Origin of the sequence: Aurantimonas endophytica (genome assembly GCF_014196845.1) — a bacterium.
In the GTDB taxonomy this organism is placed as follows: Bacteria; Pseudomonadota; Alphaproteobacteria; order Rhizobiales; family Rhizobiaceae; genus Aurantimonas; species Aurantimonas endophytica.
Window position 1 is genome coordinate 292,674 of the sequence record NZ_JACIEM010000002.1, and the last position, 22,775, is coordinate 315,448.

Below are 22,775 nucleotides of genomic sequence, written 5' to 3' on the forward strand. Positions count from 1 at the left end.
CCGGACTTGGTCGAGGCCGCAGGGAGGCCGCAAAACGTCGTGGTCTTGCTCGGCCGCGCCACGGCCGTCAGCTCCGCCAGTGCAGGACGCAGATCAGCGTGAACAGACGGCGGGCGGTGTCGAGGTCGACCTCGATCTTCCCCTTCAGCCGCTCCATCAGCGTCTGCGACCCGTCATTGTGGATGCCACGCCGGCCCATGTCGATCGCCTCGATCTGTTGCGGGGTCGCGCTGCGGATCGCTTCGTAATAGCTGTCGCAGATCAGGAAATAGTCCTTGATCACCCGACGGAACGGGGTGAGCGACAGGATGTGGGTCGCCACCGCCTGGCCGGCTTCGTCCTTCACGTCGAAGACCAGCCGCTTGTCGGCGAGCGACAGCTTCAGCTTGAAGCGCCCGTCTGCCGCAGCGCCGGCGGGCACGAAGTGGTTCTCCTCAATGAGGTCGAAGATAGCCACGGCCCGCTCGTGCTCGACATCGGGCGTGGCGCGGCCGATCGTCTCGTCGAGTTCGACGTCGATCAGCCGGCCGCCGGTCTGTGCTTCGGGATGTGCCATCACCGGCTCAGAGATTCAGTCGGATGGAGACGGAGCGGCCATGCGCGTCGAGGCCTTCGACACGGGCGAGCTCCATCGCAGCGGGGCCGAGCGCCCGCAGCTGCTCCGGCCCGAGCTTCAGGACCGAGGTGCGCTTGACGAAGTCGAGCACCGACAGGCCGGAGGAGAACCGCGCCGAGCGGGCGGTCGGCAACACGTGGTTGGAGCCGCCGACATAATCGCCGATGACCTCCGGCGTGTGGCGGCCGAGGAAGACGGCGCCGGCATTGCGCAAACGGGCGAACAGCGTCTCGGGGTCCTCGACCGCGAGTTCCAGGTGCTCCGGCGCGATCCGGTCGGACAGGGCAGGGGCGGCATCGAGGCTCGGCACCAGGATGATGGCGCCATGGTCCCGCCAGCTCGCGCGCGCGGTCTCGCCGCGCGAAAGCTGACCGAGCTGGCGCTCGACGGCGCCGGCGACGGCATCGGCAAAGGCGGCATCGTCGGTGATCAGGATCGACTGCGCCGCCGCGTCGTGCTCGGCCTGGCTGAGCAGGTCGGCGGCGATCCAGTCCGGATCGTTGTCGCCGTCGGCGATGACCAGGATTTCCGAGGGGCCAGCCACCATGTCGATCCCGACCGTGCCGAAGACCCGGCGCTTGGCCGCCGCGACATAGGCGTTGCCGGGCCCGACGATCTTGGCCACGGGCGAGATCGTCTCGGTGCCGTAGGCAAAGGCGGCGATCGCCTGGGCGCCGCCGATCCGGTAGATCTCGTCGACGCCGCAGAGCCGTGCGGCCGCCAGCACCAGCGGGTTGAGCGCGCCGCGCATCGCCGGCACGGCCATGGCGATGCGCTCGACGCCGGCGACCTTCGCCGGTATGGCGTTCATCAGCACCGAGGACGGGTAGCTCGCCGTGCCCCCCGGCACGTAGAGCCCGACCGATTCCACCGCGCTCCAGCGACTGCCGAGCTCGACGCCGATATCGTCCACATAGCGGTCGTCGACCGGACGCTGGCGCTCGTGGTGGCTCTTGATCCGCTCATAGGCGAGCTCGAGGGCGGCAAGCGTCTCGGGCGCGGTGGCGGCATGGGCCGCCTCGATCTCTTCCGCCCCGACACGCAGCGTCGAGGCAGTCAGCTGGAGTTCGTCGAAACGCGCGGTGAGGTCGATCAGCGCGGCGTCGCCCTCGGCGCGCACGCGGGCGATGATGTCGCGGACGGCATCGTCCACGTCGGCGGACGCTTCCCGCTTGGCACCGAGCAGCGCCCGGAAATCCGCCTCGAATCCGGCGTCCGTGCTGTTCAATCTCGATGGCACCGCGGCAATCCCTCTCTCTCGGTCGCCGAAGGGACCTCAACGCCCCGCGGCCCCCGCACTATGCGTTAGGGTCGGAACGATCATGATCCGGGCGGGCGTCGGTGCTCCAGGCGCCACCGATATCGGCGAGCTGTGCCTCGATCACCTCGACTTCCAGCCTTATCGCGGAGCCGCCGGCAAAGACAAGCTCGACGGTTCCGGACGGCGCAGCGGCTTCGGTGAACCGGATCGCCAGCAGCACCAGCACCTGTTCGCCTGCCGTCACATCGAGGTTGAGGCGCTGCACCGAGCGTACCCGATCGAAATGCAGCACCGAGCGCCGCCGCTCGTAGCTTCCCTTGCCGAAGAGCCGGAAACGGCCGCGGTCCTTGGCCGACTCCCAGACGAAGCGGTTCATCTCCATGACGAACTGCCCCGCCCGCGAACGGAAGTGGCAATCCTTCAGCTTGACGACCGCGTCCTGGCAATGGGCCGAGAGGATCGCAAGGTCGTCGGTGTCGACGGCGAGAAGGCGCAATTGGTCCATGTCGCGCGGCAATCCATTCCTGGTGAGGCCAGAGCGGCCCGTGTCAGCATGACGCGCCGCACATAGCGCGACCGGAACCGATAACAACGCGTCACAAGCCAGCCTGCGGGTACTTCAACGCTTACGGGCGCCCGTTGCCGAGCGTTAACCCTTTCCCCCTATCATCGCCGGGCAGCGATCACGAGACGGGGCGGGACGAGTTCAGATGCAGGACGAACGCGGCGGTTTCGAAGGTCAGCTCCGTCCGACCGCGGCGCGGTTTCAGGCGCTGGACGGCCTGCGCGGCATCTGCGCCCTGCTCGTGGTGCTCTTCCATGCGCCGGTCTCCGGCGCGGTCTACGAGTCGAGCTTCTTTCGCCATGGCTTCCTGTTCGTCGACTTCTTCTTCGTCCTGTCCGGCTTCGTCATCGCCCACGCCTTCCACGACAGTCTCCGGGACAAGCGGAACGGGTTCGATTTCCTGCGCGGCCGGCTGTTCCGGGTCTATCCGCTGCATCTCTTCATGCTGGCGCTCTTCGTCGGATTCGAGCTGTTCCTCCTGCTCACCCGCGGCCCCGGCGATGCGTTCCAGGGCGGCAACGACCCGGTGGCGCTCGTCCACAATCTCCTGATGACGCACTCCTTCGGCGTCCTCGACACGCTCGGCTGGAATTATCCGAGCTGGAGCATCTCCGCCGAACTCCTCGCCTACGGGCTTTTTGCGCTGGTGGTCGTCACGGTGCCGCGCGCCCTGCTGCCGATTATGGTGCTCTGTATCGTCGCCGGCATCGTCGTGATCGGCGCGGCGGAAGGCACGATCGACACGACGGTCGGCTATGGCTCGCTGCGCTGCCTGATGGGATTCTCGCTTGGCGTCATCGTCCGGCTGGTGCTCTGGCCGCGCACCGAGCAAGCCGTGCCGGCGGACCAGGGGCTGGTCTGGACCCTGACGGAACTCGCCGCCGTGGCGATGGTGGCGGTGTTCGTCACGGCGCTCGGCGGCACGATCCTGTCGCTGGCCGCGCCCTTCGTCTTCGCCTTCGCGCTCTACATCTTCGCCCATGAAGGCGGGCTCGTCAGCCGGCTGCTGCGCTCGAAGCCCGCGATCTATCTCGGTCTCGTCTCCTACTCGGTCTACCTCACCCACGCCTTCGTCATCTCCCGGGTCGAGAACGTCGCCACCGTCGTCGCCGGCAGGACCGGCTGGGAAATCTTCTCGACCGGCCTCGACGGCAAGCGCCTGCTCGGCGCCACGGAAGGCCAGGCGCTGCTGGCGCTCGGCCTGATCGTCCTCGGCACACTGGTCCTCAGCGCGCTCACCTGGCGCTTCGTCGAGCGGCCCGGCATGGCGCTCGGCCGGCGCCTGCGCGAACGCCAGGCCCGCACGGCACGGGTGGAGCGGACACTGGCCGGGGGCGCCAGACTGTCAGCCGCCGACTGAACGTCTCATCGCTGCAGCCTGTGGCAGGACAGCAGCCGCAGACCGGCGACAGCCATCCACAGGATCATCCAGATCGGGTTGGCGCGTTCGAAGAGAAAGCTCTCGAGAAACGAGTTGAGCAGCAGGAAGGCGAGGATCATCAGGAACATGTCGGCAAGGCGCTGGTCCTCTGGCGCGTTGCCGATCCTGACGTAGTCGCGCAGGGGCAGAAGGACGAGAACCAGCACGGCGAGGCAGAGGCCCGGCCAGCCGGTCGCCAGCGCGACGTCGAGAAAGCCGTTATGGCCGTTGGGACTGGAGCGCGTATCCCAGGCGAGCTCGAAATTGCGCTCCGCGCCGTAGGCGACATTGGTCTGCCAGAAGGAGTTCAGTCCGAAGCCGGTCCATTCCCGTCCCTGGAAGAGCTCCAGGGCGAACCGCCAGAGATCGGTTCGGCCGGTGAATGTCGTGCCGGGAAGGACGGCCTGGAGGATGGAGTCGAGCGTTGGCGACAGCACCGTGCCCAGCGTCAGCAGGGCCATCGCGGCAACCGCCCCGCCGACCGCGATCGCCGGCAGCAGCCTTCCGCCGAACAGCCGCAGGCCGATGACCAGGCAGGCGACAGCCGGCAGCAGGGCCGTCGCGGTCTTCGAGCCCGTCTTGAGGACGAAGAGCACCGACAGGCCGGCGATCAGCAGCCCTGTCCAGCGCTGGCCCGACCGGAACAGATAGAGCCCGCAGAAGAACAGCGCCCCCATCACCGCGCCGGCGACGTTCTTGTGGCTGTAGATGCCGCGCCAGAGGCCGGCGTGCTGCGGCTCCGTGCCGCCGCCGTCATGGATCGCGACGCCCGGCATGGCGACGATGCCGACATAGGAGAGGCCGAGGACGGCGAGCGCCGCGATGGTGAGGCAGATCCGGAAGGAGCGGGCGTCGCGCGGCAGCGACAGCGCGCCGGTGACGGCGATCATCGCCAAGATCGTGAAGGCGGCCGTCCGCAGCGCGTTCTGCGGGCTGAGGGCGAACAGCGCGCTGACCACCAGCCACGCCGCCATCAGCAGCCAGGCCGGTCGGAGCAGAGACAGCGCCACGGCCCGGCCCGTGAACATCAGGTGTCCGGCCAGAGCCACGGCCGCCAGGGCGGAATAGCCGACCTGATTGACGATATCGCCGGCGTCGCGGCTCCCCTCGAAAGAGACCGCGAACGGCGAGAACGTCATCAGCAGCAGCGTCAGCAGGCCAGCGCCGAGCACGAGACGCGTGGCGTCGACCAGCCAGGCGCTGGCGGTGCCGTGGCCGGCCGTCTCAGTTCTGGTCGGGACGGCGGTATTGCTCATTGACGATCCCGAATTCGGCGAGCAGCCGGCCTATCGCCACCTGCATCGGATAGAGGCCGGCGACGGCCGAGCCGGTGCGGGCGGCGAGCGCCGCCGACCGGAAGGGCGAGGCGGCGAGCAGGGCAGCGCTTTTGGCGAAGCGTCGTGCGCTGCCGCGGCGGCCGCCCTGGCGGCGGCGCTCGATGATGGAGGACAGCGCGCCGTTGCGCATGCCGCGGGCATTGAGCCAGGAGAACTCCATCCGGCGCGGCGGCGTCGTCTCGTGGACCGGCGCCTCGGCGCACCAGCCGAAGGTGAAGCCGCGCTCCCGGCAGCGCGAATAGAAGTCGCTGTCGCCACCGCCGATGAAGTTGAAGGCGGTGTCGAGGAAGGGCGCGCCCATCGTCTCCAGCACCTGGCGGCGGATCAGCACGTTGCCGGAGGAATAGAGGATCGGCACGGGGCCGGTGACCGCGTAATGCGGGACGAACACCGGGTGCCTCAGGAGCCGGCGGCCGGCTTCCTTCTCGAAGACCGGAATCTGGGGGCCGCCGACAATGTCTGCCGGTAGCTTCTCCGCCGTCGCGACGAGGCGCACCAGCCAGTCAGGGCCGGCTATCTCGTCGTCGTCGATCACGGCGAGGTAGCGCATCGACGGAAATTGCTCGAGGGCGGTCGACCAGCCGGCATTGTAGGCCGAGCAGTTGCCGCGCGCATGGGCGGTGATGACCAGCCCGGCGAGGGCTCCCTCGGCGAACAGCGGATCGGCGGCACGGCGGCCTTCGCCGCCCTCGGCGTCGTTCTCGATGACGATCACCGCGAAGCGCTGGGACGTCACCTGCGCCTGCAGCGACGCCAGGGTGCGCAGGAGATGCTCCGGCCTTCGAAAGGTCGGCAGCGTCACCACGACGTCGATGTCATCGCCGGACAGGCCGGGGGATACCCGTTCGATGCTGACGGCTTCGGACATTCGGCTACCGCTGATGGACGATCGTCCCCGATCAACAACAGAAGAAGGTGAAGAAACCATCGCCCCGATGGCGCCATCGGCGCTGTTCTCGCGATTTTCGCCCGCGCCGGTCTGCTAACGCGTATTTGCAGGGTGGGATTAGGGCAATGGCAATCTCGGGCTGCGATCCTGGGTGAGATCCGAGGCGGACCGGGATGGGTAGACCTGTGCATCTTCTGTTCGTTTCATCGCTGCTGCCGACGGAGAACCCGACGACCGGGTTCGAGATCGCCAACCAGGCGATCATCGCCGCCTACCGTCGTCAGGGGGTCGAGCTGAGCTTTGCCGGGTTCCGCCGTCGCGGATCCGGTGAGGCCGCCGCGGCAGGGAGCGAGGCGATCTGCCTCGGCGACATCGCGCTGGAAAATGCTGGCGCCGGCCGTGCGCAGAAGGCGCTGTGGCTCGCGGGCGCATTGGCGAGGGGGCTGCCGGTGACGGCCGCCAAGCTCGCGGGCCTGTCGCGGCGCGCGCTGCTCGCCCGGCTGGCCGAGGCGGGGCCCATCGACGGACTGGTGCTCAACTCGCTGCAGATGCCCTCCGCCTATCCGTTCCTGACAGAGTTTCCGGCGATCTTCATCGCCCACAATGTCGAGCACCGCTCGGCCGAGGAGAACGCTGCCAACGCCGGTCGCCGGACAACGCGGCTTCTCTATCGCCGCGAGGCCGCCCTGCTGCAGCGCGCCGAGCAGCGGCTCTGCCGCGAAGCTGCCGTCGTGCACACGCTGAGCGCCGAGGACGGCGCCGGCCTCGGCCTTGCGGGCAACCCGAAGTGCCTGCCGCTGGTGCTGACCGTCGGCCGCAGGCAAACGGTCGATGATGGCCACCGCGATCACGATATCGGGCTGATCGGCACCTGGAGCTGGGCGCCGAACCGCGTCGGCCTCGACTGGTTCCTTGGCGAGGTGGTGCCGCGCCTGCCAGGCGATCTCACCGTCGCCATTGCCGGCCGGCTCGACGGGCCGCCGCCGGCCACGCCGACCAATGTCGCGTTTCTCGGCCGGGTTGACGACGCGCAACGCTTCGTGCGCGGCTCGCGGGTCTTGGCGCTCGCCACCAGGGGCGGCACCGGCGTGCAGCTGAAGACCATCGAGGCGTTCGAGGAGGGCATGCCGGCCGTTGCGACGCCGCAGGCCCTGCGCGGCGTCGCAACGCTGCCGCCGAACGTCGACGTTGCCGACGATCCGGCGGAGTTCGCCGCATTGCTGGCCACACGCGTCGCGGCGGAACGGGCCGGCGCCGATATCCGGCTCGACGGCAGCGCCTTCGCCGCCTCGCAGCAAAAGGGGCTGGACGCCGGCATCGCCGCCGGGCTCGCGCTGTTCTCCCGGGGGCTCGCATTGTCGCGCAGCGTGACGGGAACGGATGGAGGGCTCCAGCCGGCCTTCGTCGGGAGCGCGAATTGACCGCGCTGACGCAGCCGCGATCGGCCGCCCCGTTGTCCCAGGCGATGATGCCGGTTCGAATGATCGCCGGCGTTGCGGTCGCCGACGCTACGGCAGGCACGGTCATCGCCGCGCTCGGCGCCTCGCTCGCCGCCGGGCAGATGACGCGCCTCGCCTTCGTCAATGCCCATTGCGTCAATCTCGTCCGCCGCGACCCGCGCTACCGAGATGCGCTGGCGCAGTTCCTGGTTCTGCCCGACGGGATCGGGATCGAGATCGCCGGGCGAATCCTCCACGGCGCGCCGTTTTGCGAAAACCTCAACGGCACCGATTTCGTGCCGCGTCTGCTCGCCTCGCTGCGCGAACCCCTGCGCGTCGCGCTGGTCGGCGGATCGCCCGGCGTCGCGGAACGTGCGGCGGCCAAGCTTGCCGCTTCCATCCCGGCGCATGTCTACCTGCCCATATCCGACGGTTATTTCGGCGCGGATCACGCCCCTGTGCTGGCATCGCTGACGACCGCGCGTCCGGACATCGTGCTCGTCGCGATGGGCGTGCCGGGTCAGGAGCTGTTCATCGCCGATCATCTCGACGACCGGCATGGCCGGCTCTTCATCGGCGTCGGCGCGCTGTTCGACTTCCTCGCCGGCAATGTCGCGCGCGCGCCGCGGGCCGTTCGCGCGCTGCGGCTCGAATGGCTCTGGCGGCTCGGGCTCGAGCCAGGCCGGCTGTGGCGCCGCTACATTCTCGGCAATCCGCTCTTTCTGCTGGAGATCTTGCGCGATAAGTTGCGGCGGAATCGGACCGCGGCCTGACGTCAGCCGGTGGGTGATGTCGGAGGAAGCTTGCAGACAGCCATCGTAACGTCGAGCTATCGCGGCGACTTAGAGCGATGTCGGCTGCTCTGCGAGAGCATCGACCGCCGCGTTACGGGCCACACCCGCCATCTGATCCTCGTCGAGTCGCGGGACGTGGCCTTGTTCCGCGGCCTTGCCGGGCCGCGTCGCGAGATCGTCGACGAGCGCGACCTGCTGCCCTTCTGGCTGCGCCCGTTTCCCGACCCGCTGTCGCTTGGCCGACGACGCTTCTGGCTGTCGCCGATGGGCCCGCCGCTACGCGGCTGGCACGTGCAGCAGCTGCGCCGCATCGCCATGGCCGCGGCGCTCGATGAAACGGTGATGGTGTCGGTCGATTCCGACGTCGTGTTCCTGCGGCCGTTCGATGTCGGCTGGTTCCACGAAGGCGAGAAGGTCCGGTTTTACCGTCGGCCCGGCGCTCTCGCGGCTCTCGAACCGGGCGCCCGCGAGGAGCATCGCAAATGGTCCCGCAAGGCCGGACAACTGCTTGGCATCGACCGCCCGGAAGAGACTGACACGGGCTACATCGCCACGCTGATCGCCTGGCGCAGCGACACGGTGCGCGAGATGCTCGGCCGCATCGAGAGCCGGACCGGGCGTTCCTGGGCGTCGGCGCTCGCGGCGACGCGCACCTTGTCCGAATGCACCCTCTACGGCCGCTTCGTCGACGAGATCGAGGCAAGGCCGGATCGGCATTCGCCGGGCGATGTCAATCTCTGTCACATGTATTGGACGGGGCAGGCCCTTGGCGCCGAGGCCCTGCACGACTTTGCCGCCGATCTCGAACCGCATCAGGTCGCGGCCGGCATCCAGTCCTTTACCGGAACCGACCCGGCGCTCATTCGCCGGGCTGCGGGGCTGGCGTGACCGGCCGCGTCATTCGAGGCGGTCGCGACCAGTCCAGCGCGGCATAGGTCGCAGCCGCCGAAACGATCCACAAGGCAAAGAACAGGCCGTTGAGGCCGAGCACCCAGCTCTCGGTCGTCGGCATCGTGCGCAGCAGCATCACCAGGAAGCCTGCCTTGATCAGGCCGACGATCGCCAGGATCAGGGCGCGCAACGTGGTCTTGCCCCGGGCGTAGAGCAACTCGCTCTCGTATTCGATGAGGTTGCGGAACGCCGGCACGGTGAGGGCGATGAGAACGAGCGGCGCCGCATCCGAGACATTCTCGCCGAGCGCCGTCGGGAAGACGTGCAGGAAGCCCCCGAGGGCCGCGAGCCCGGCGATCGAGACGATCGCGACGCCGGCCTCGACGCCCCAGCGCACCGGCCAGCGGCTGAGCAGCGTCGGGTTGCGCATCATGCGCTGCACGATCATCGTGTTGAACGAGCGGATCGGCAGCGCCGTCAGGTCGATCAGGCGCATCAGGATGGCGTAGATGCCGGCCGCCTGCGGGCCGCCCAGCGACAGCACCAGCAGCTTGTCGAGCTCCGACTGCAGATAGAAGATCACCTCCGCGCCGGCCACCGAGACGCTGTCGCGCCAGCGCGCCAGATAGAGGTCCGGGCGGAAACGCAGGCGCTGGCGCGGATAGTAGACGATCACCGCGAGGATCGCCGCCACCGCGTTGGCGCCGAGATAAGCCAGCGACCAGGTCGCCAGCGAACCGCTGCCGAGAAACAGGAAGCCAACCGCCGCCGCCGCCCGGATCGCCGAGCCGGCGATGACGATGACCGCGCCGCGGGCGAAACGGCCGAGGCCGTTATTGACGATGGTCACGATCTCGAGGCTGCGCCAGAACAGCACCTCGGCGGCGACGACAGCGGCATAGGCGCCGACACCCATCTCGCCCTTGAAGAAGGCGAGGTAGAAGCCGGCGGCCGCAATCGCGACCAGCGGCAGCGACAGGGCGAAGGCCGCGAGCAGCCCGGCCGTGTAGGCGCCGATCAGACGCGCTCGGCCGGTCGCCACGCGGTAGAGCGGCGAGACGAAGCCGAAGCCGGCGATGCGCGACAGGACGATGCCGGTGGCCGATGCCGTGGCGAAGAGGCCGAAATCGCCGACCGACAGCGCATTGGCGATGCAGACGAAATAGGCCAGCGACAGGACCAGCCGCCCGGCCGAGCCGGACAGCAGCGAAACGTAGTCGCGCACGAGGTTTAGGTTGCCCTTAAGCCTTCCCGTCCAGACTGCGATCGGCGCCATTCACGATTCCTGGAGTAGGGCACTTCGATGATCACGCATCGGCGTCTTGCCGCGCGTCGCTCGGCCGCAGCCGGCGCCGCGATTGTGCCGGAATATCCCCCGGCCGCCCATCCCACCAGTAAGGCCGCACCCTTAACGCGGCGTTCCTTCATGGCCGCGGGCGCCGGGCTCATGTTGACCGGCACCGCCGGTCGCAAAGCCCATGGCAAGTCCGAAGCCGCCGCGCCGCGCCGCGTTCCGCTCGGCGGCGCCATTCAGGCCGAATACTTCGACGCAGACCCGGCCTATCGCCAGGCGTTTCTCGACCATTGCGATCTCATCATGCCGATGAACGAGCTGAAGTTCGATCAGATACGCCCGGCGCGCGACGCCTGGAATTTCGAGCCGGCCGACCGGCTGGTCGAGTTCGCCCTGGCGAACGGCCGGCAGTCGCGCGGCACCTGCCATGTCTGGTGGAATGCGTTGCCCGCCTGGGTCGAGGCGATCGACGACGCGGGCGAGGCCGAGGCCGTGCTGGTCGAGCATGTCGAGCGGGTGACGGACCGCTATCGCGGCAAGCTCGCCGGCTGGGACGTCGTCAACGAGGTGATCGCCAACGATCCGCAGCAGGAGGGGCCGCTGCGGCGCACGGACTGGCTGCGCAAGCTCGGGCCGCGGCACATCCCGATCGCCTTTGCGGCGGCTGCGAGAACCGATCCGGCGACGCGCCTGGTGATCAACGACTACGATCTGGAATTCGTCGGCCCGCGCTTCGATGCACGCCGCGACGTGATGCTCTCCATCGTCCGGCAGTTGCAGGACGGCGGGGTCGAGGTGCACGGCGTCGGGATGCAGGGGCATCTCTACGCCGACCGGGAGATCGACAAGCCAGCGCTCGAACGCTTCCACCGCGAACTGGGTGCGCTCGGCGTCGGCCTGCTGGTCACCGAGCTCGACGTGATCGACTGGCACAGCCCTGCAGACCCGCAGACGCAGGACGCGACCGCCCATCGGCTGGTCTCGGACCTGCTCGACGCGCTGTTTGCCTGGAAGCCGCCGGAGGCGGTGATCGTCTGGGGCATCAGCGACCGCTACAGCTGGATCCCGGCGGTCCTGCCGCGGCCCGACGGCGCCCCGGATCGCCCCTTGCCGCTCGACCGTGATATGGTACCGAAGGAATGGATGCGGCTGCTGGACGAGCGGTTGAGGCGCGGTGATTGAAGCCGCTGCGCCTTAACCGTTTATTGAGCATAAAGCGCGATTTTGGCGGCTCGGGGCGATCCTGTTGTAGGACCGCTTGGCGAAGCGGTGGCAGTCCATGTTCTCGAATACCGACAGTCCCGGCACCCTCCACGCACCGCGCCACGATCGCCGGGCCGCCCAGCCCGTTCCGTCATCGACGCTTCTCGACCCGGTCTACATCATCCGCTCCGTCTGGGCGTCGAAATGGCTGATCGCCTTTACCACCGTTGTCGGGATCATGATCGCGGTCGCCGTGGCGCTGTCGACGCCCAAGCAATACACCGCGACGACCGCGATCCTCGCGGATCCGCGTGACATCAAGGTCGTCGCCAACGAGGTGACACCGAACGGCCTGCCGTCCGACGCCACGTTGGCGCTGATCGAGAGCCAGATGGCGGTGATCTATTCCAACGACGTGCTGGGCCGGGTCGTCGACGAGGCGGACCTCGTATCCGATCCCGAGTTCAACGGCACGGCGGAGACGACCTTCGGATCGCTGACGGCCTGGTTCAACGGCCTTTTCGGTGACCAGCAGCAGGTCACCACCCGTCGCCGCCTGCAGACCATCGCCAATTTCCGCCATGCCACCACCGTCTCGCGCGATCCGAAGAGCTTCGTCCTCAATCTGAGCGTCGAGACGTGGGACCCGGAGAAGTCCGCGCAACTGGTCAACCGCGTCGCCGAGACCTTCATAGACCAGCTCGGACGGGTGCAGTCCTCGACGGCACGGCGGGCCAGTGATGCGCTCTCCTCCCGTCTAGCGGAACTGCGCCAGTCCGTCGTCGAGGCCGAGCGCGCGGTCGAGGAGTACAAGTCGGCAAACGGGCTGGTGGGGGTCGGCGGCCGCCTCGTCGATGACGACTATATCCTGCGCATGAACGACCAGCTGGCGCGTTCTCGCAGCGACATCACGGCGCTTCGCGTCCGGGCCGAGCAGATGGCCAATGCCAGCGTCGACGCCGTCGTCGAGGGCTCCTTTCCGGAGGAACTCACCTCGGAGGCCTTGAGCCGGCTGCGCAATACCTATTCGGAGCTGTCGCAGCAGAGGGCGAGCCTGGCCGTGACGCTGGGGCCCAGGCACCCCCAGCTGCTGGCCAGCGAGCAGGCGCTGGATTCGGCCCGCAACGCGATCCGCCAGGAGGTCAACCGTATCGTTGCCGCGGCGCAGACCGAACTGTCGCGCGCCGAGGAGACCAATCGCAATCTCACCGCACAGATCAACGAGCTCAAGACCAAGCAGGTCGCCACCAGCGAGTCCTTCGTCAAGCTGCGCGAGCTCGAGCGCGAGGTGGAGGCATCGAGGGCGGTCTACGAGGCCTTCCTGCTCAGGGCGCGTGAGACCGGCGAGCAGGAAATGCTGAATACCGCCAATGTCCGCGTGATCTCCTCGGCCACCCCGCCGCTGGAGCCCTCCAGCGTTTCCCGCCGGGCGGTCGTCATGGTCGGGGCAATTCTCGGTCTCATGGCCGGCATCGGGCTGGCCGTCCTGTGGGCCATCATCATGCTCGTCCGCAGCATGCCGGCGGCGCGCGCGGCCGCCCCTGCGGCGCCGATTCCCACCAGCCTACGCCTTCCGGATGCAACGACCGGGTTCCGCCCGACGGTGCTTGCGGGCGCAAGCGACATGCGCCGGGAGCGTCCGGCCAACGACCGTGAGGATGCCGTAAAAAGCGATGCCGGGCACCGGGCCGAAAGGCAGGAGGACCCCGCCGAGCCGCATGATCCGGAAACGGCGCCCGGACCGGAGGCCTCGGTGGCGGCGGACTTGCCGGCGGAAGAATCGCGATCGGGCGATGCCCGCGAGCCGGAGCGGGAAGAAGCCCCGACCGAACGCCGCCGGACGTTGCGGGAGCGCATCCAGGCGCTCGCCGAGGAGCATCCGGCGCCAGCCAATCCGAGCCTCGCCCTGATCGAGGAGGACGCCGAGGTCGAGCGCCTCCAGGAAGACATTGCGGCGGTCAAGCGGCACATCGCCGAAATCCGCAGCCGGCGCCAGGCCATCTGAGGCCGCTCGCCGCCTGCAGCCTGAAGAATAGCGTCAGAAGACGCTGGCGCCCTGATCGGCGGTGCCGACCGTTGCCCGGAACGCGGCGAAGAGTTCGCGGCCCATGCCGAACTCGTTGGCCGACAGATCCGGCTGCTCGGGCATGCGTGCCTCGAACTCGGCAGCGTCGACCAGCACTTCGAGCGTGCCGGCCTCGCCGTCGAGCCGGATCAAGTCGCCTTCGCGGATCCGGGCGATCGGCCCGCCGGCCTTGGCCTCGGGGGTCACGTGGATCGCCGCCGGCACCTTGCCGCTGGCGCCCGACATCCGCCCGTCGGTGACCAGCGCGACGCGGTGGCCGCGATCGAGCAGGACGCCGAGCAGCGGCGTCAGCTTGTGCAGTTCCGGCATGCCGTTCGACTGCGGTCCCTGAAAGCGCACGACGGCGACGAAATCGGTGTTCAGGTCGCCGGCATCGAAGGCTGCCTTGAGGTCGTTCTGGTCGTGGAAGATCTTCGCCGGCGCCTCGACGACGCGCCGCTCGGGTTTCACCGCCGACACCTTGATCACGGCCTTGCCGAGATTGCCGGTCAGCATCCGAACGCCGCCATTCGAGGAGAAGGGCTGGTCCGCGGTCGTCAGCACCTTCGGATCGCCGCTGTCGCGCGGGGCATCCGCCCGGATCACCGACTGCCCGTCGATCCCGAGCTTGGCCTCGACGGCGTAGGCGCGCAGCCCGGCGCCCCAGGCCGTGCGCACGTCGTCATGCAGCAGACCGCGGTCGAGGAGTTCGCGGATCAGGAAGCCCATGCCGCCGGCGGCGTTGAAATGGTTCACGTCGGCAAGGCCGTTCGGATAGACCCGCGCAAGCAGCGGCGTCACGTCCGACAGGTCCGAGATGTCCTGCCAGCTGAGCTTGATCCCGGCGGCTGCGGCCATCGCGACGAGATGCATCGTGTGGTTCGTCGAGCCGCCCGTGGCATGTAGCCCGACGACGCCGTTGACCACAGCCCGCTCGTCGACGACGAGGCCGGCCGGCGTGTATTCGTTGCCGAGCGCGGTGATCGACAGAGCCCGCCGCGTCGCCTCGCGGGTCAGCGCGTCGCGCAGCGGCGTGTTGGGGTTGATGAAGGACGAGCCCGGCGTGTGCAGGCCCATGATCTCCATCAGCATCTGGTTGGAGTTGGCGGTGCCGTAGAAGGTGCAGGTACCGGGGCCATGGTAGGATTTCGACTCCGCCTCGAGCAGCGCGTCCCGTCCCACCTTGCCCTCGGCGTAGAGCTGGCGGATCCGGCTCTTCTCGTCGTTCGGCAGGCCGGATGTCATCGGCCCGGCCGGGATGAAGATCGCCGGCAGATGGCCGAAGGTGAGCGCCGCGATGACGAGGCCGGGCACGATCTTGTCGCAGACCCCGAGATAGACGGCGGCATCGAACATGTCGTGGCTGAGGCCGACGGCCGTCGCCATGGCGATGACGTCGCGGGAGAACAGCGACAGCTCCATCCCGGCCTGGCCCTGGGTAACGCCGTCGCACATTGCCGGAACGCCCGATGCGACCTGCGCGGTCGCGCCGACGGAGCGCGCCGTCTCGCGGATGATCTCCGGATAGCGCTCGAAGGGCTGATGCGCCGACAGCATGTCGTTATAGGCGGTGATGATGCCGAGATTGGGCGTGGCGCCCTCCGACAGCCGCGCCTTGTCCGTGGGCCCGCAGGCCGCGAAGCCATGGGCGAGATTGCCGCAGGTGAGCGTCGAGCGCTTCGGGCCATCGGCGCCCTTCCTGCGGATGCGGGCGAGGTAGGCGTCCCGCGTCGGCGCCGAGCGCTCGCGGATGCGATCGGTGATCTCTTCGATGCGGCGGTCTGCGGTCATCGTCAGGACCTCCAGTTCAAGCGGTTTCAGGGCGCCCAGAAAACGGCCAGGAGCTCGTCTCGCGGGGCGCGGAGCACGGCGCGTACCGGCATCTTGTCGACCGGACCCGGCTGGAGGGCCGCCTCGTAGACGGCAAGCTTCTCGTCGCCCTCGATATGGAGAGCGAGGAACCGCGTGTCCACGATCAGCGGCAGAGTGAGGGTCACGCGTGGCTCGACGGCGGCGGGCGCGCGGATCAAGGCGACCGGCTCGTCTGTGTCGGGGTCGATCGCGCGATCGAGATGATCGGCCCCCGGGAAGAACGAGGCTGTGTGGCCGTCGGCACCCATGCCGAGCACCGTCACGTCGAACGGACGGGCAAGCCGCAGGAAGCGCATCCGCAACTCATCGGCGACGTCCTCCGGCGCGGGGGCCTCGAGGTAGAACGGCAGGAACTGCGCCCTGGCGGCATGGCCGGTCAGCAGATGCCGCCGCACCATGGCAGCATTCGACCGTTCGTCGGTCTCCGGCACCCATCGCTCGTCGACCAGCGTGACGGTGACGCAGCCCCAGTCGATCTCCGTTTCCGCCAGGCGCTCCAAGAAGCGTTTCGGGGTCGAGCCGCCCGATACGGCAAGCGTGGCAGCGCCGCGCGTCGCGATCGCGCCGGCAAGGACCGCGGCGACGCCCGCGGCCAACGCCTCGGCGAGATCCTCGCTGGACCCATAGGAGTGAAAGGCCGGGGAGAGGGTCATGACGCGCTCAGTCCGGCTCGTGCCAGGTGCGGCCGTCCCGCTCGATCAGCGCGACGCCCGAGGAGGGACCCCAGGTTCCGGCAGTATAGCCCTGCGGCTTCATCCCCTTTTCCTCCCATCCCTGCAGGATCGGGTCGACCCATTCCCACGCGGCCTCGACCTCGTCGCGACGCATGAACAGGGTCTGGTTGCCGCGGATGACGTCCATCAGCAGTCGCTCGTAGGCATCAGGATTGCGCACCCCGAAGGATGCGGCAAAGCTCATGTCGAGCGGCACGTGCCGCAGCCGCATGCCGCCAGGGCCGGGGTCCTTGATCATCAGCCACTGCTTGACGCCCTCGTCGGGCTGCAGCCGCATGACCAGCTGGTTCTGGATGACGTTGCCAGCCGAGCCCGCGAAGATGTTGTGCGGGATCGGCCGGAAGGTGACGACGATTTCCGACATGCGCTCCGACAGGCGCTTGCCGGTGCGCAGGTAGAACGGCACGCCGGCCCAGCGCCAGTTGCCGATCTCCGCCTTGATCGCGACGAAGGTCTCCGTGTCGCTGGCGCTGTCGCCGAGATCTTCCAGATAGGAGCGGACCGCCGCTCCACCCGTCGCGCCATGCTTGTACTGGCCGCGCACGGTGCGGGTCTCGACATTGCTCTGGTCGATCGGGCGCAGCGCCCGCAGCACCTTCAGCTTCTCGTCGCGCAGCGCGTCCGAATCGAGCGAGGACGGCGGCTCCAGCGCGACCAGGCACATCAGCTGCACGATATGGTTCTGCACCATGTCGCGCAGCGCCCCGGCCTTGTCGTAGTAGCCGGCGCGGCCTTCGAGGCCGACGGATTCGGCCACGGTGATCTGCACGTGGTCGATATGGGCCGAGTTCCAGACCGGCTCGTAGAGCGCATTGGCAAAGCGCAGCGCCATCAGGTTCTGGACGGTCTCCTTGCCGAGATAGTGGTCGATGCGGAAGACCTGCTCCTCGCTGAAGTGCCGGCCGATCGTCTCGTTCAGCGCCCGGGCCGATTCGAGGTCGCGGCCGACGGGCTTCTCGACCACCAGCCGGCTCTTGTCTGTGGCAAGGCCCTTTTCGGCGATTCGTGTCGCGATGTCGGCGAACAGCGCCGGCCCGACCGCCAGGTAGAAGGCGCGGATGCGCGACGGGTCGGCCTCGTCGAGCAGGGCGCGCAGGCTGTCCCAGCCACCATCGGCCCGCGCGTCGATCTGGCGGTAGTACAGCCTCGAGAGAAACCGTTCGACCGAGGCATCGTCGATGTCCGCCGCGCCGACATGCTGGCGCAGCGCCTCGCGGGCGAAGGCGCGGTAGTCGTCGTCGCTGATCTCGCTGCGCGAGGCACCGATGATCCGTGCGTCGGCAGGAATCTGACCGTCATGGTCTCGATGGTAGAGAGCCGGCAGGAGCTTGCGCTCCGCAAGGTCTCCATTGCCACCGAAAACGACGTAGTCGAAAGGCTCGACCGGAATGATCTGGCTGGACATGCTGTGTCCCTTGTCGAAAAGCGACGCGATCGCGAGGGATCAGCCCGCTCTTTAGTCTAATCGATTGAATAATTCCACCGCTGAGAAAAAATCCCGGACGCCGTCGTCGAAGCGTCCGGGAAGCGGGAATGTATCAGGCGATCCGGCTCAGACAGCGGCCGATTTGCCGCCCTTCGCCCGCGCCAGCGCCGCCAGCATCTGGTGATCGGCAAAGGGCTTCTTGATCGATTCCACCGCGCCGGCATCCGCCGGCAGGTCCAGCGCCTCGCCGTAGCCGGTGACGAAGATGAACGGGATGTTCTTGCGGTTCAGGGGTCCGACCAGGGCGAAGCTCGTCTCGGATCCGAGATTGACGTCGAGCATGGCCATGTCCACGGCTTCCGCGTCGATGATCGCGAGGGCGTCGGCGACGCTGGCTGCGGTGAAGACCTTCGCGAGGCCCGCGTCGAGCAGGATCTGCTCCGCATCCAGTGCGATGATCATGTTGTCCTCCACGATGAGGGCGCTGAGGCCGTGGAGGCTGCCGGTTTCGGTCATTGTGGCCGCTGTCTGGGGGGCTTCCCCGATGAGGGGGCGCTGCGACGCGCCGTCCCGGAGTTGATAGTGAGAGGCCGGCAGGCCGAAACGCGCGGACAAGCCGGATAGATGATAGCTGACCTCGGCTTCGCCGCCGAGATCGTGAGGGATCGAGCGCTCGATGATGGTCGAGCCGAAACCGCGCCGGCTCGGTGGGGCGACGGGCGGTCCGCCCGTCTCGCGCCAGTCGATCCGGCACATGTCGTCGGCGTCGATATGCCAGGCCACCGTGACGGAGCCGCTGGAATCGGAGAGCGCGCCGTATTTCGCCGAGTTCGTTACCATTTCGTGGAAGACCAGCGCCAGCGTCGAGAAGGCCCGCGCCTCGACATGGATATCGGGTCCCTCGAGGCGTACGCGCCCGGCCTTGTTGCCGATATAGGCCTGCACCTCGGTCTGGATGATCTCCGAAAGGTCCTGCGCGGCAAAATTCTGCTTGGTGATCTGGTCGTGGGCACGGGCCAGCGCCTGGATGCGGCCGCCGATGATCGCCGCGAACTCGTCCACGGAGCGAACGCCGGGCCGGCTCTGCACGATCAGCGCGCGGATCAGGCTGAGGATGTTGCGGACCCGGTGGTTGAGCTCGGCGATCAGCAGTTCCTGCCGCTGGGCGGCGAGCGACTGCCGGCGTTCGGTCTCCTCGTTGAAGCGCAGCAGCACTTCGAGGATCGAGACGCGCAGCGTCTCGGCCGCCTTGTGCTCGGCCTCGGTAAAGGCCTGGGACTTGCCGCGCACCGTCTCCTGCCAGGCCTCGAAACTCTTGCGCGGCGACAGGCGCGGCCCGTTCGGCCCGAATGCCCCGATCTTCGATGCGGGATCGCCCGCCCAGTGGATCGTCTGCACGAGCTCCTTGCGGAAGAACAGCAGATAGTCGCGCGGCGACCGCGAGATGGGAATGGCAAGGACGCCGGCGACCCGGTCGGCGTAATTCTCGGCCGGGGGATGCACGGCGGCCAACTCGTCGGTGGCATAGATCCGGCTGGCCGCGGCCCGGTTGAGGAAGCGCGCCAGGGCCGGCATGTCGTCGGGCAGGGGGCAGTGGCCGAAGCTGCGCGCGGTGCCCTTGGCGTACACGGCAAATCCGTCGCAGGGCACGATCTGCCGCAGGTCGTCGGCGAAATCCGCCAGTGCCTCGACCGACGGCGTCGCCGAGACGATCTTGCCGACGAAGCGGTCGTGCAGGTCACGCACCTTCTCCTCGGCGCGCCGCTGCTCCTTCTGCAGCCGCGCCTCGATGATCAGGGAGATCATCTGGCCGAACAGCTCGGTGGTGCTCCGCAGTTCCATCGCCAGGTGACGGGCCGAATAGTGGTGCAGTGCGAACAGGCCCCAGAGCCGGCCGTCGATGACGATCGAGATCGAGAACGAGGCTGAGACGCCCATGTTCTTCAAATACTCAATGTGGATCGGCGAGACTGCGCGCAGTAGCGACAGCGACAGGTCCAGCGCCTCGCCGTTCGGATCGAGGCCCGGCTCGATGGGGACCGGCTCTGCGAGCACGTCGGCGATGATGCGGATCTGGTTGCGCACGTAGAGGGCGCGGGCCTGCTTTGGAATGTCGGTCGCCGGATAATGCAGCCCCAGGAAGCTTTCGAGACCGCTGCGCGCCGATTCCGCGACGACCTCTCCCGAATTGTCGTCGGCGAAGCGATACAGCATCACCCGGTCGAACCCGGTCACGGCCCGAAGCTGCCGCACACTCTCACGGAACAGGCCGCTGAGATCGTCGGTCCGCTGGATGCGTGCGATCAGGCTCTTGACCAGCGTGCCGGGATTTGTGGACGGGCCCTCGGCGGACGGCTCCGCCTCGATGACGATCGAATGCCCGCTGACATGGACAGCCACGTCGAACAGCCGGCCGGTGCCCAGAAGATCGAAGCCGAACAGCCTCTCGGAGCCCTCGTTGTGGGTGAGGAGTTGCAGCCGGCCGCGGATTGCGTGCATCGCGCTGGCCGGCAGCAGCGCATCGAGCGGCTCGCCCAGCAAGGTGTCGGGTGAGCCGTCGACGAATGCCCCGACATTGGCAGAGACGTGCTGGATCAGCCAGTCCATGGACGCGGCGACGAGAAAGCCGAAGCCCTGGATCCGGCCAAGCTGATGAATTGGCTCGCGGTCGCAATTGGTCAGGTCGACGGCGAACTGCGTGGGGTCGTCGCTGTGGCTCAAGACGTGGCGGCCTCCGGGTTGCGCGCGGCCCATGCGAACGCGGCTTCGAACAGGGCGAAGGCGGTTTGTGCCGCAGCGAGTGCCCGTTGCCGTGCCGTCTCCGAGATGACCCGGCCGGACAGGGCGGTCATGCGCTCCCCGAACGCGTCGGGGCCGGACGCGCCGGCCAGATAGGCCGTCGTGATGCCCGGCCAGCGGCGTGTTAGATCCTTCGTGATGAACTCCCGATGAATGAACCGGGCGCCCAGCCGCGAGCCGTCCAGTACGTAGATCAGCCCTGCCGCTTCCGGCAGATCCGGGCGGTTGAGTGCAAGAGGTTCCATGAGCACGGGAGCGAGACCCATAGCCCGCATGTCCTGCGACAGCATCGGCAGCAGCGATTGCCGCCGTGCGAGGAGCGGATCGTCCAGGCGTTGCGCCATCTGCGCAAGCACCGGCTCGATAGCCATGTGGCAGGCGTGGCTCATGCGGATGAAGCGGTGGTAGTCCGAGGCGTCGGGGGCCTCGGTCATTCGGGCGAAATGGCTGTCGAGGCGCTGATGCGGGGTTTCTGTCGCGTGCCGCAGCAGGGCGCGCAGGGGCGCGCCTGCCCGGGCACTCGCCAAGCCGGGATTCGCAACAGGACAGGAAGCCGCATCGTTCATCAGATCCAAGGGAATGCCTTGATAAGGCAAGTCTTTCAAGGCCGTGTCAGGCAGCAACGCAACCCCGCGCAGAGGTCTCCCGCTGTTGGCGGGCTGACAGATGGTGCCTCGCTTTCGCCTTCGCCAGTCCGGCAGCACGCATGTCGCGAACGGCGAACACCGGTTGCGCGTTGCAACTTTCTCGAAAGCGCTGATCTGACTATGGAATTGGGGTCGCGAAGATTCTGGGTCGGTCGGGAGTTGCGAACACGACTCCGGAAATATTCCCCTGTCACAAACGCTTAGCCGGAAACGGAAAAAGTCACGTTCGCCGACGTCAAAGCCGGTCGCGCAGCGAGAACCACGTCATTGCCATGAACAGCAGCGGCGACCGCCATCGCCTTCCGCCGGGAAAGGCCGGGATCCGCAGCGCCTCGAACGCCGCAAGCCCATCGCGATTGCTGCCGGTGACACGGTCTGCGTAGAGACGACCGGCGAAGTTGGCCAGCATCACCCCGTGGCCCGAATAGCCGCCGATCGAGGTGATTCCCGGCTCCACTTCCCGGACATAGGGCAGGCGTTCCATGGTGATGCCGACCGAGCCACCCCAGGCATGCGTCAGCCGGACCTCCTTCAGCTGCGGATAGACCTCGCCGATCTGCCGTCGCAAGTGACGCGTCATGTCGCCGGTAGCGGCGGTATACGCTTCCCGTCCGCCGAACAGCAGCCGCCCGTCGCCGCTCTTGCGGAAGTAGCGGACGACGAAGCGGGAATCGGCGCAGGCCTCGCCGCCCGGAAGGATCGCGTCGGGATCGGCCAACGGCTCGGTCGCGCCGATGAACGAGCCGATCGGCATGACATGCGCGTCGACCTTCGCGTTGAGACCGGTGCCGTAGGCGTTGACGGCGATCAGCGCCCGATCGGCCGTGACCTCGCCGGCGGCAGTGTGGGCGATTACCCGCCCGTCCCGGTGTTCCAGCTTCTCCACGTGCGTTGCCTCGAACAGCAGCGCGCCGGCCGACGCGGCGGCCCGCGCACTGCCGACGACGAGCTTCATCGGGTTGATGTGTCCTGTGCCGGTATCGCGGATGCCGCCGAAATAGCGTGTCGAGCCGAGCCGTTCGGCGGTCTCCGCCGCATCCATGAAGTGCGCGTGCGGATAGTCGTAACGCGTGGCGAGATCCTCGACCTCTGCCCTGTATTCGTCCAGATGCCGTCGCCGGTGCACGACGTTCAGCTGGCCGTGGCCGAGATCGACGTCGATGCCGTTGTCGGCGATGAAGTCGAAGAGATTGGCCTTGGCGTCTTCTCCGAGGTCGAACAACGCCTTGGATCGCTCGAACCCGTACTCGGCCTCGATCTCCTTGGGCCAGAGCCGCTGCCCGGTGCCCATCTGCCCGCCATTGCGCCCGGAGGCGCCGTCGCCGAAGCGGTGGGCTTCCAGCACCGCGACCCGGACGCCGCGCCTTGCCAGATGCAAGCCCGCCGACAGGCCGGTGAAGCCGCCGCCGACAACGACGACGTCCACCGAGAGGCTCTCGGTCAGTGCCGGATAGGATGGGCGCTCGACGCTGTCCTCGTACCAGGAGCGTCCCGGCGCGATGGGAGACTGGTAGGGGTTCAAG

The 22,775-nt window shown here is 68.0% G+C and carries 18 protein-coding genes; 6 read left to right on the forward strand and 12 right to left on the reverse strand.

Translation table 11 applies throughout. The annotated features are described in order from the left end of the window. Positions 1-67: 67 nt before the first annotated feature. The 3 genes from GGR03_RS09140 to GGR03_RS09150 are packed head-to-tail and all read right to left on the reverse strand — an operon-like array spanning position 68 to position 2,382. Complete coding sequence (locus GGR03_RS09140; protein ID WP_183207328.1) at positions 68-556, reverse strand: UPF0262 family protein; 489 nt, start codon at positions 554-556, stop codon at positions 68-70. 7 nt (positions 557-563) lie between these two features. Next, positions 564-1,856 (reverse strand): histidinol dehydrogenase, encoded by a 1,293-nt coding sequence (gene hisD, locus GGR03_RS09145; RefSeq protein ID WP_183207329.1) that lies wholly within the window; start codon positions 1,854-1,856, stop codon positions 564-566. Between the two features lie 58 nt (positions 1,857-1,914). After that, positions 1,915-2,382, reverse strand: a complete 468-nt coding sequence (locus GGR03_RS09150) for a DUF2948 family protein (protein ID WP_183207330.1) — start codon at positions 2,380-2,382, stop codon at positions 1,915-1,917. A gap of 205 nt (positions 2,383-2,587) precedes the next feature. On the opposite strand from GGR03_RS09150, the gene GGR03_RS09155 reads away from it, so the two are divergent. Next, a complete protein-coding gene (locus GGR03_RS09155) occupies positions 2,588-3,802 on the forward strand; it encodes an acyltransferase family protein (RefSeq protein ID WP_183207331.1) in 1,215 nt (404 codons plus the stop codon). 5 nt (positions 3,803-3,807) lie between these two features. Here the strand turns inward: GGR03_RS09155 and GGR03_RS09160 are convergent, their stop codons facing one another. Then, the gene (locus GGR03_RS09160; protein ID WP_183207332.1) at positions 3,808-5,118 is read right to left on the reverse strand and encodes an O-antigen ligase family protein; all 1,311 of its coding nucleotides are present in this window, start codon (positions 5,116-5,118) and stop codon (positions 3,808-3,810) included. Continuing rightward, positions 5,087-6,067 (reverse strand): glycosyltransferase family 2 protein, encoded by a 981-nt coding sequence (locus GGR03_RS09165; RefSeq protein WP_183207333.1) that lies wholly within the window; start codon positions 6,065-6,067, stop codon positions 5,087-5,089. The genes GGR03_RS09160 and GGR03_RS09165 overlap by 32 nt, the downstream gene beginning before the upstream one ends. A 194-nt stretch (positions 6,068-6,261) precedes the next feature. On the opposite strand from GGR03_RS09165, the gene GGR03_RS09170 reads away from it, so the two are divergent. From GGR03_RS09170 to GGR03_RS09180, 3 genes are read left to right on the forward strand one after another with little or no spacing between them, the layout of a single operon-like run. Further along, a complete protein-coding gene (locus GGR03_RS09170) occupies positions 6,262-7,509 on the forward strand; it encodes a glycosyltransferase family 4 protein (protein WP_183207334.1) in 1,248 nt (415 codons plus the stop codon). Then, the gene (locus GGR03_RS09175) at positions 7,506-8,300 is read left to right on the forward strand and encodes a WecB/TagA/CpsF family glycosyltransferase (RefSeq protein ID WP_246367765.1); all 795 of its coding nucleotides are present in this window, start codon (positions 7,506-7,508) and stop codon (positions 8,298-8,300) included. The genes GGR03_RS09170 and GGR03_RS09175 overlap by 4 nt, the downstream gene beginning before the upstream one ends. Before the next feature lie 30 nt (positions 8,301-8,330). Next, positions 8,331-9,209 carry a DUF6492 family protein gene (locus GGR03_RS09180; RefSeq protein ID WP_183207335.1) on the forward strand — a complete coding sequence of 293 codons (879 nt, stop codon included), beginning with the start codon at positions 8,331-8,333 and terminating at the stop codon, positions 9,207-9,209. Here GGR03_RS09180 and GGR03_RS09185 read toward each other — a convergent pair. Beyond that, positions 9,181-10,488: a lipopolysaccharide biosynthesis protein gene (locus GGR03_RS09185; protein ID WP_183207336.1), complete on the reverse strand. Its 1,308-nt coding sequence runs from the start codon at positions 10,486-10,488 to the stop codon at positions 9,181-9,183. The two genes, GGR03_RS09180 and GGR03_RS09185, sit on opposite strands and share 29 nt — an antisense overlap. Positions 10,489-10,659: 171 nt before the next feature. Between GGR03_RS09185 and GGR03_RS09190 the strand changes: the two genes are divergently transcribed. Together GGR03_RS09190 and GGR03_RS09195 are read left to right on the forward strand one after the other, a co-directional pair. After that, on the forward strand, positions 10,660-11,688 hold the full coding sequence (locus GGR03_RS09190) for an endo-1,4-beta-xylanase (RefSeq protein ID WP_246367767.1): 1,029 nt from the start codon (positions 10,660-10,662) through the stop codon (positions 11,686-11,688). Between the two features lie 97 nt (positions 11,689-11,785). Further along, positions 11,786-13,714: a GumC family protein gene (locus GGR03_RS09195; RefSeq protein ID WP_183207338.1), complete on the forward strand. Its 1,929-nt coding sequence runs from the start codon at positions 11,786-11,788 to the stop codon at positions 13,712-13,714. 33 nt (positions 13,715-13,747) lie between these two features. Here GGR03_RS09195 and edd read toward each other — a convergent pair whose 3' ends face one another. The 6 genes from edd to GGR03_RS09225 form a co-directional block, all read right to left on the reverse strand. Further along, positions 13,748-15,565, reverse strand: a complete 1,818-nt coding sequence (edd, locus tag GGR03_RS09200) for a phosphogluconate dehydratase (RefSeq protein WP_183207339.1) — start codon at positions 15,563-15,565, stop codon at positions 13,748-13,750. Between the two features lie 26 nt (positions 15,566-15,591). Continuing rightward, entirely contained in the window at positions 15,592-16,299 is a 708-nt protein-coding gene (pgl, locus tag GGR03_RS09205; protein ID WP_183207340.1) for a 6-phosphogluconolactonase, read from the reverse strand. A 7-nt stretch (positions 16,300-16,306) separates the two neighbouring features. Further along, positions 16,307-17,785, reverse strand: a complete 1,479-nt coding sequence (gene zwf / locus GGR03_RS09210) for a glucose-6-phosphate dehydrogenase (protein ID WP_183207341.1) — start codon at positions 17,783-17,785, stop codon at positions 16,307-16,309. A 147-nt stretch (positions 17,786-17,932) separates the two neighbouring features. After that, positions 17,933-20,527, reverse strand: coding sequence for an HWE histidine kinase domain-containing protein (locus GGR03_RS09215; RefSeq protein WP_246367769.1), 2,595 nt, complete (start codon positions 20,525-20,527; stop codon positions 17,933-17,935). Then, positions 20,524-21,228: a biliverdin-producing heme oxygenase gene (locus GGR03_RS09220; RefSeq protein ID WP_183207343.1), complete on the reverse strand. Its 705-nt coding sequence runs from the start codon at positions 21,226-21,228 to the stop codon at positions 20,524-20,526. The genes GGR03_RS09215 and GGR03_RS09220 overlap by 4 nt, the downstream gene beginning before the upstream one ends. Positions 21,229-21,487: 259 nt before the next feature. Beyond that, positions 21,488-22,774: an NAD(P)/FAD-dependent oxidoreductase gene (locus GGR03_RS09225; RefSeq protein WP_183207344.1), complete on the reverse strand. Its 1,287-nt coding sequence runs from the start codon at positions 22,772-22,774 to the stop codon at positions 21,488-21,490. Position 22,775: the final 1 nt, after the last annotated feature.

Coding starts and splice junctions, on each gene's coding strand:
- GGR03_RS09150 (WP_183207330.1), bottom strand. CDS start 2,382: ATGGACCAATTGCGCCTTCTCGCCGTCGACACCGACGACCTTGCGATC.
- GGR03_RS09185 (WP_183207336.1), bottom strand. CDS start 10,488: ATGGCGCCGATCGCAGTCTGGACGGGAAGGCTTAAGGGCAACCTAAAC.
- GGR03_RS09160 (WP_183207332.1), bottom strand. CDS start 5,118: ATGAGCAATACCGCCGTCCCGACCAGAACTGAGACGGCCGGCCACGGC.
- GGR03_RS09190 (WP_246367767.1), top strand. CDS start 10,660: ATGTTGACCGGCACCGCCGGTCGCAAAGCCCATGGCAAGTCCGAAGCC.
- edd (WP_183207339.1), bottom strand. CDS start 15,565: ATGACCGCAGACCGCCGCATCGAAGAGATCACCGATCGCATCCGCGAG.
- pgl (WP_183207340.1), bottom strand. CDS start 16,299: ATGACCCTCTCCCCGGCCTTTCACTCCTATGGGTCCAGCGAGGATCTC.
- GGR03_RS09170 (WP_183207334.1), top strand. CDS start 6,262: ATGGGTAGACCTGTGCATCTTCTGTTCGTTTCATCGCTGCTGCCGACG.
- GGR03_RS09140 (WP_183207328.1), bottom strand. CDS start 556: ATGGCACATCCCGAAGCACAGACCGGCGGCCGGCTGATCGACGTCGAA.
- GGR03_RS09155 (WP_183207331.1), top strand. CDS start 2,588: ATGCAGGACGAACGCGGCGGTTTCGAAGGTCAGCTCCGTCCGACCGCG.
- GGR03_RS09195 (WP_183207338.1), top strand. CDS start 11,786: ATGTTCTCGAATACCGACAGTCCCGGCACCCTCCACGCACCGCGCCAC.
- zwf (WP_183207341.1), bottom strand. CDS start 17,785: ATGTCCAGCCAGATCATTCCGGTCGAGCCTTTCGACTACGTCGTTTTC.
- GGR03_RS09165 (WP_183207333.1), bottom strand. CDS start 6,067: ATGTCCGAAGCCGTCAGCATCGAACGGGTATCCCCCGGCCTGTCCGGC.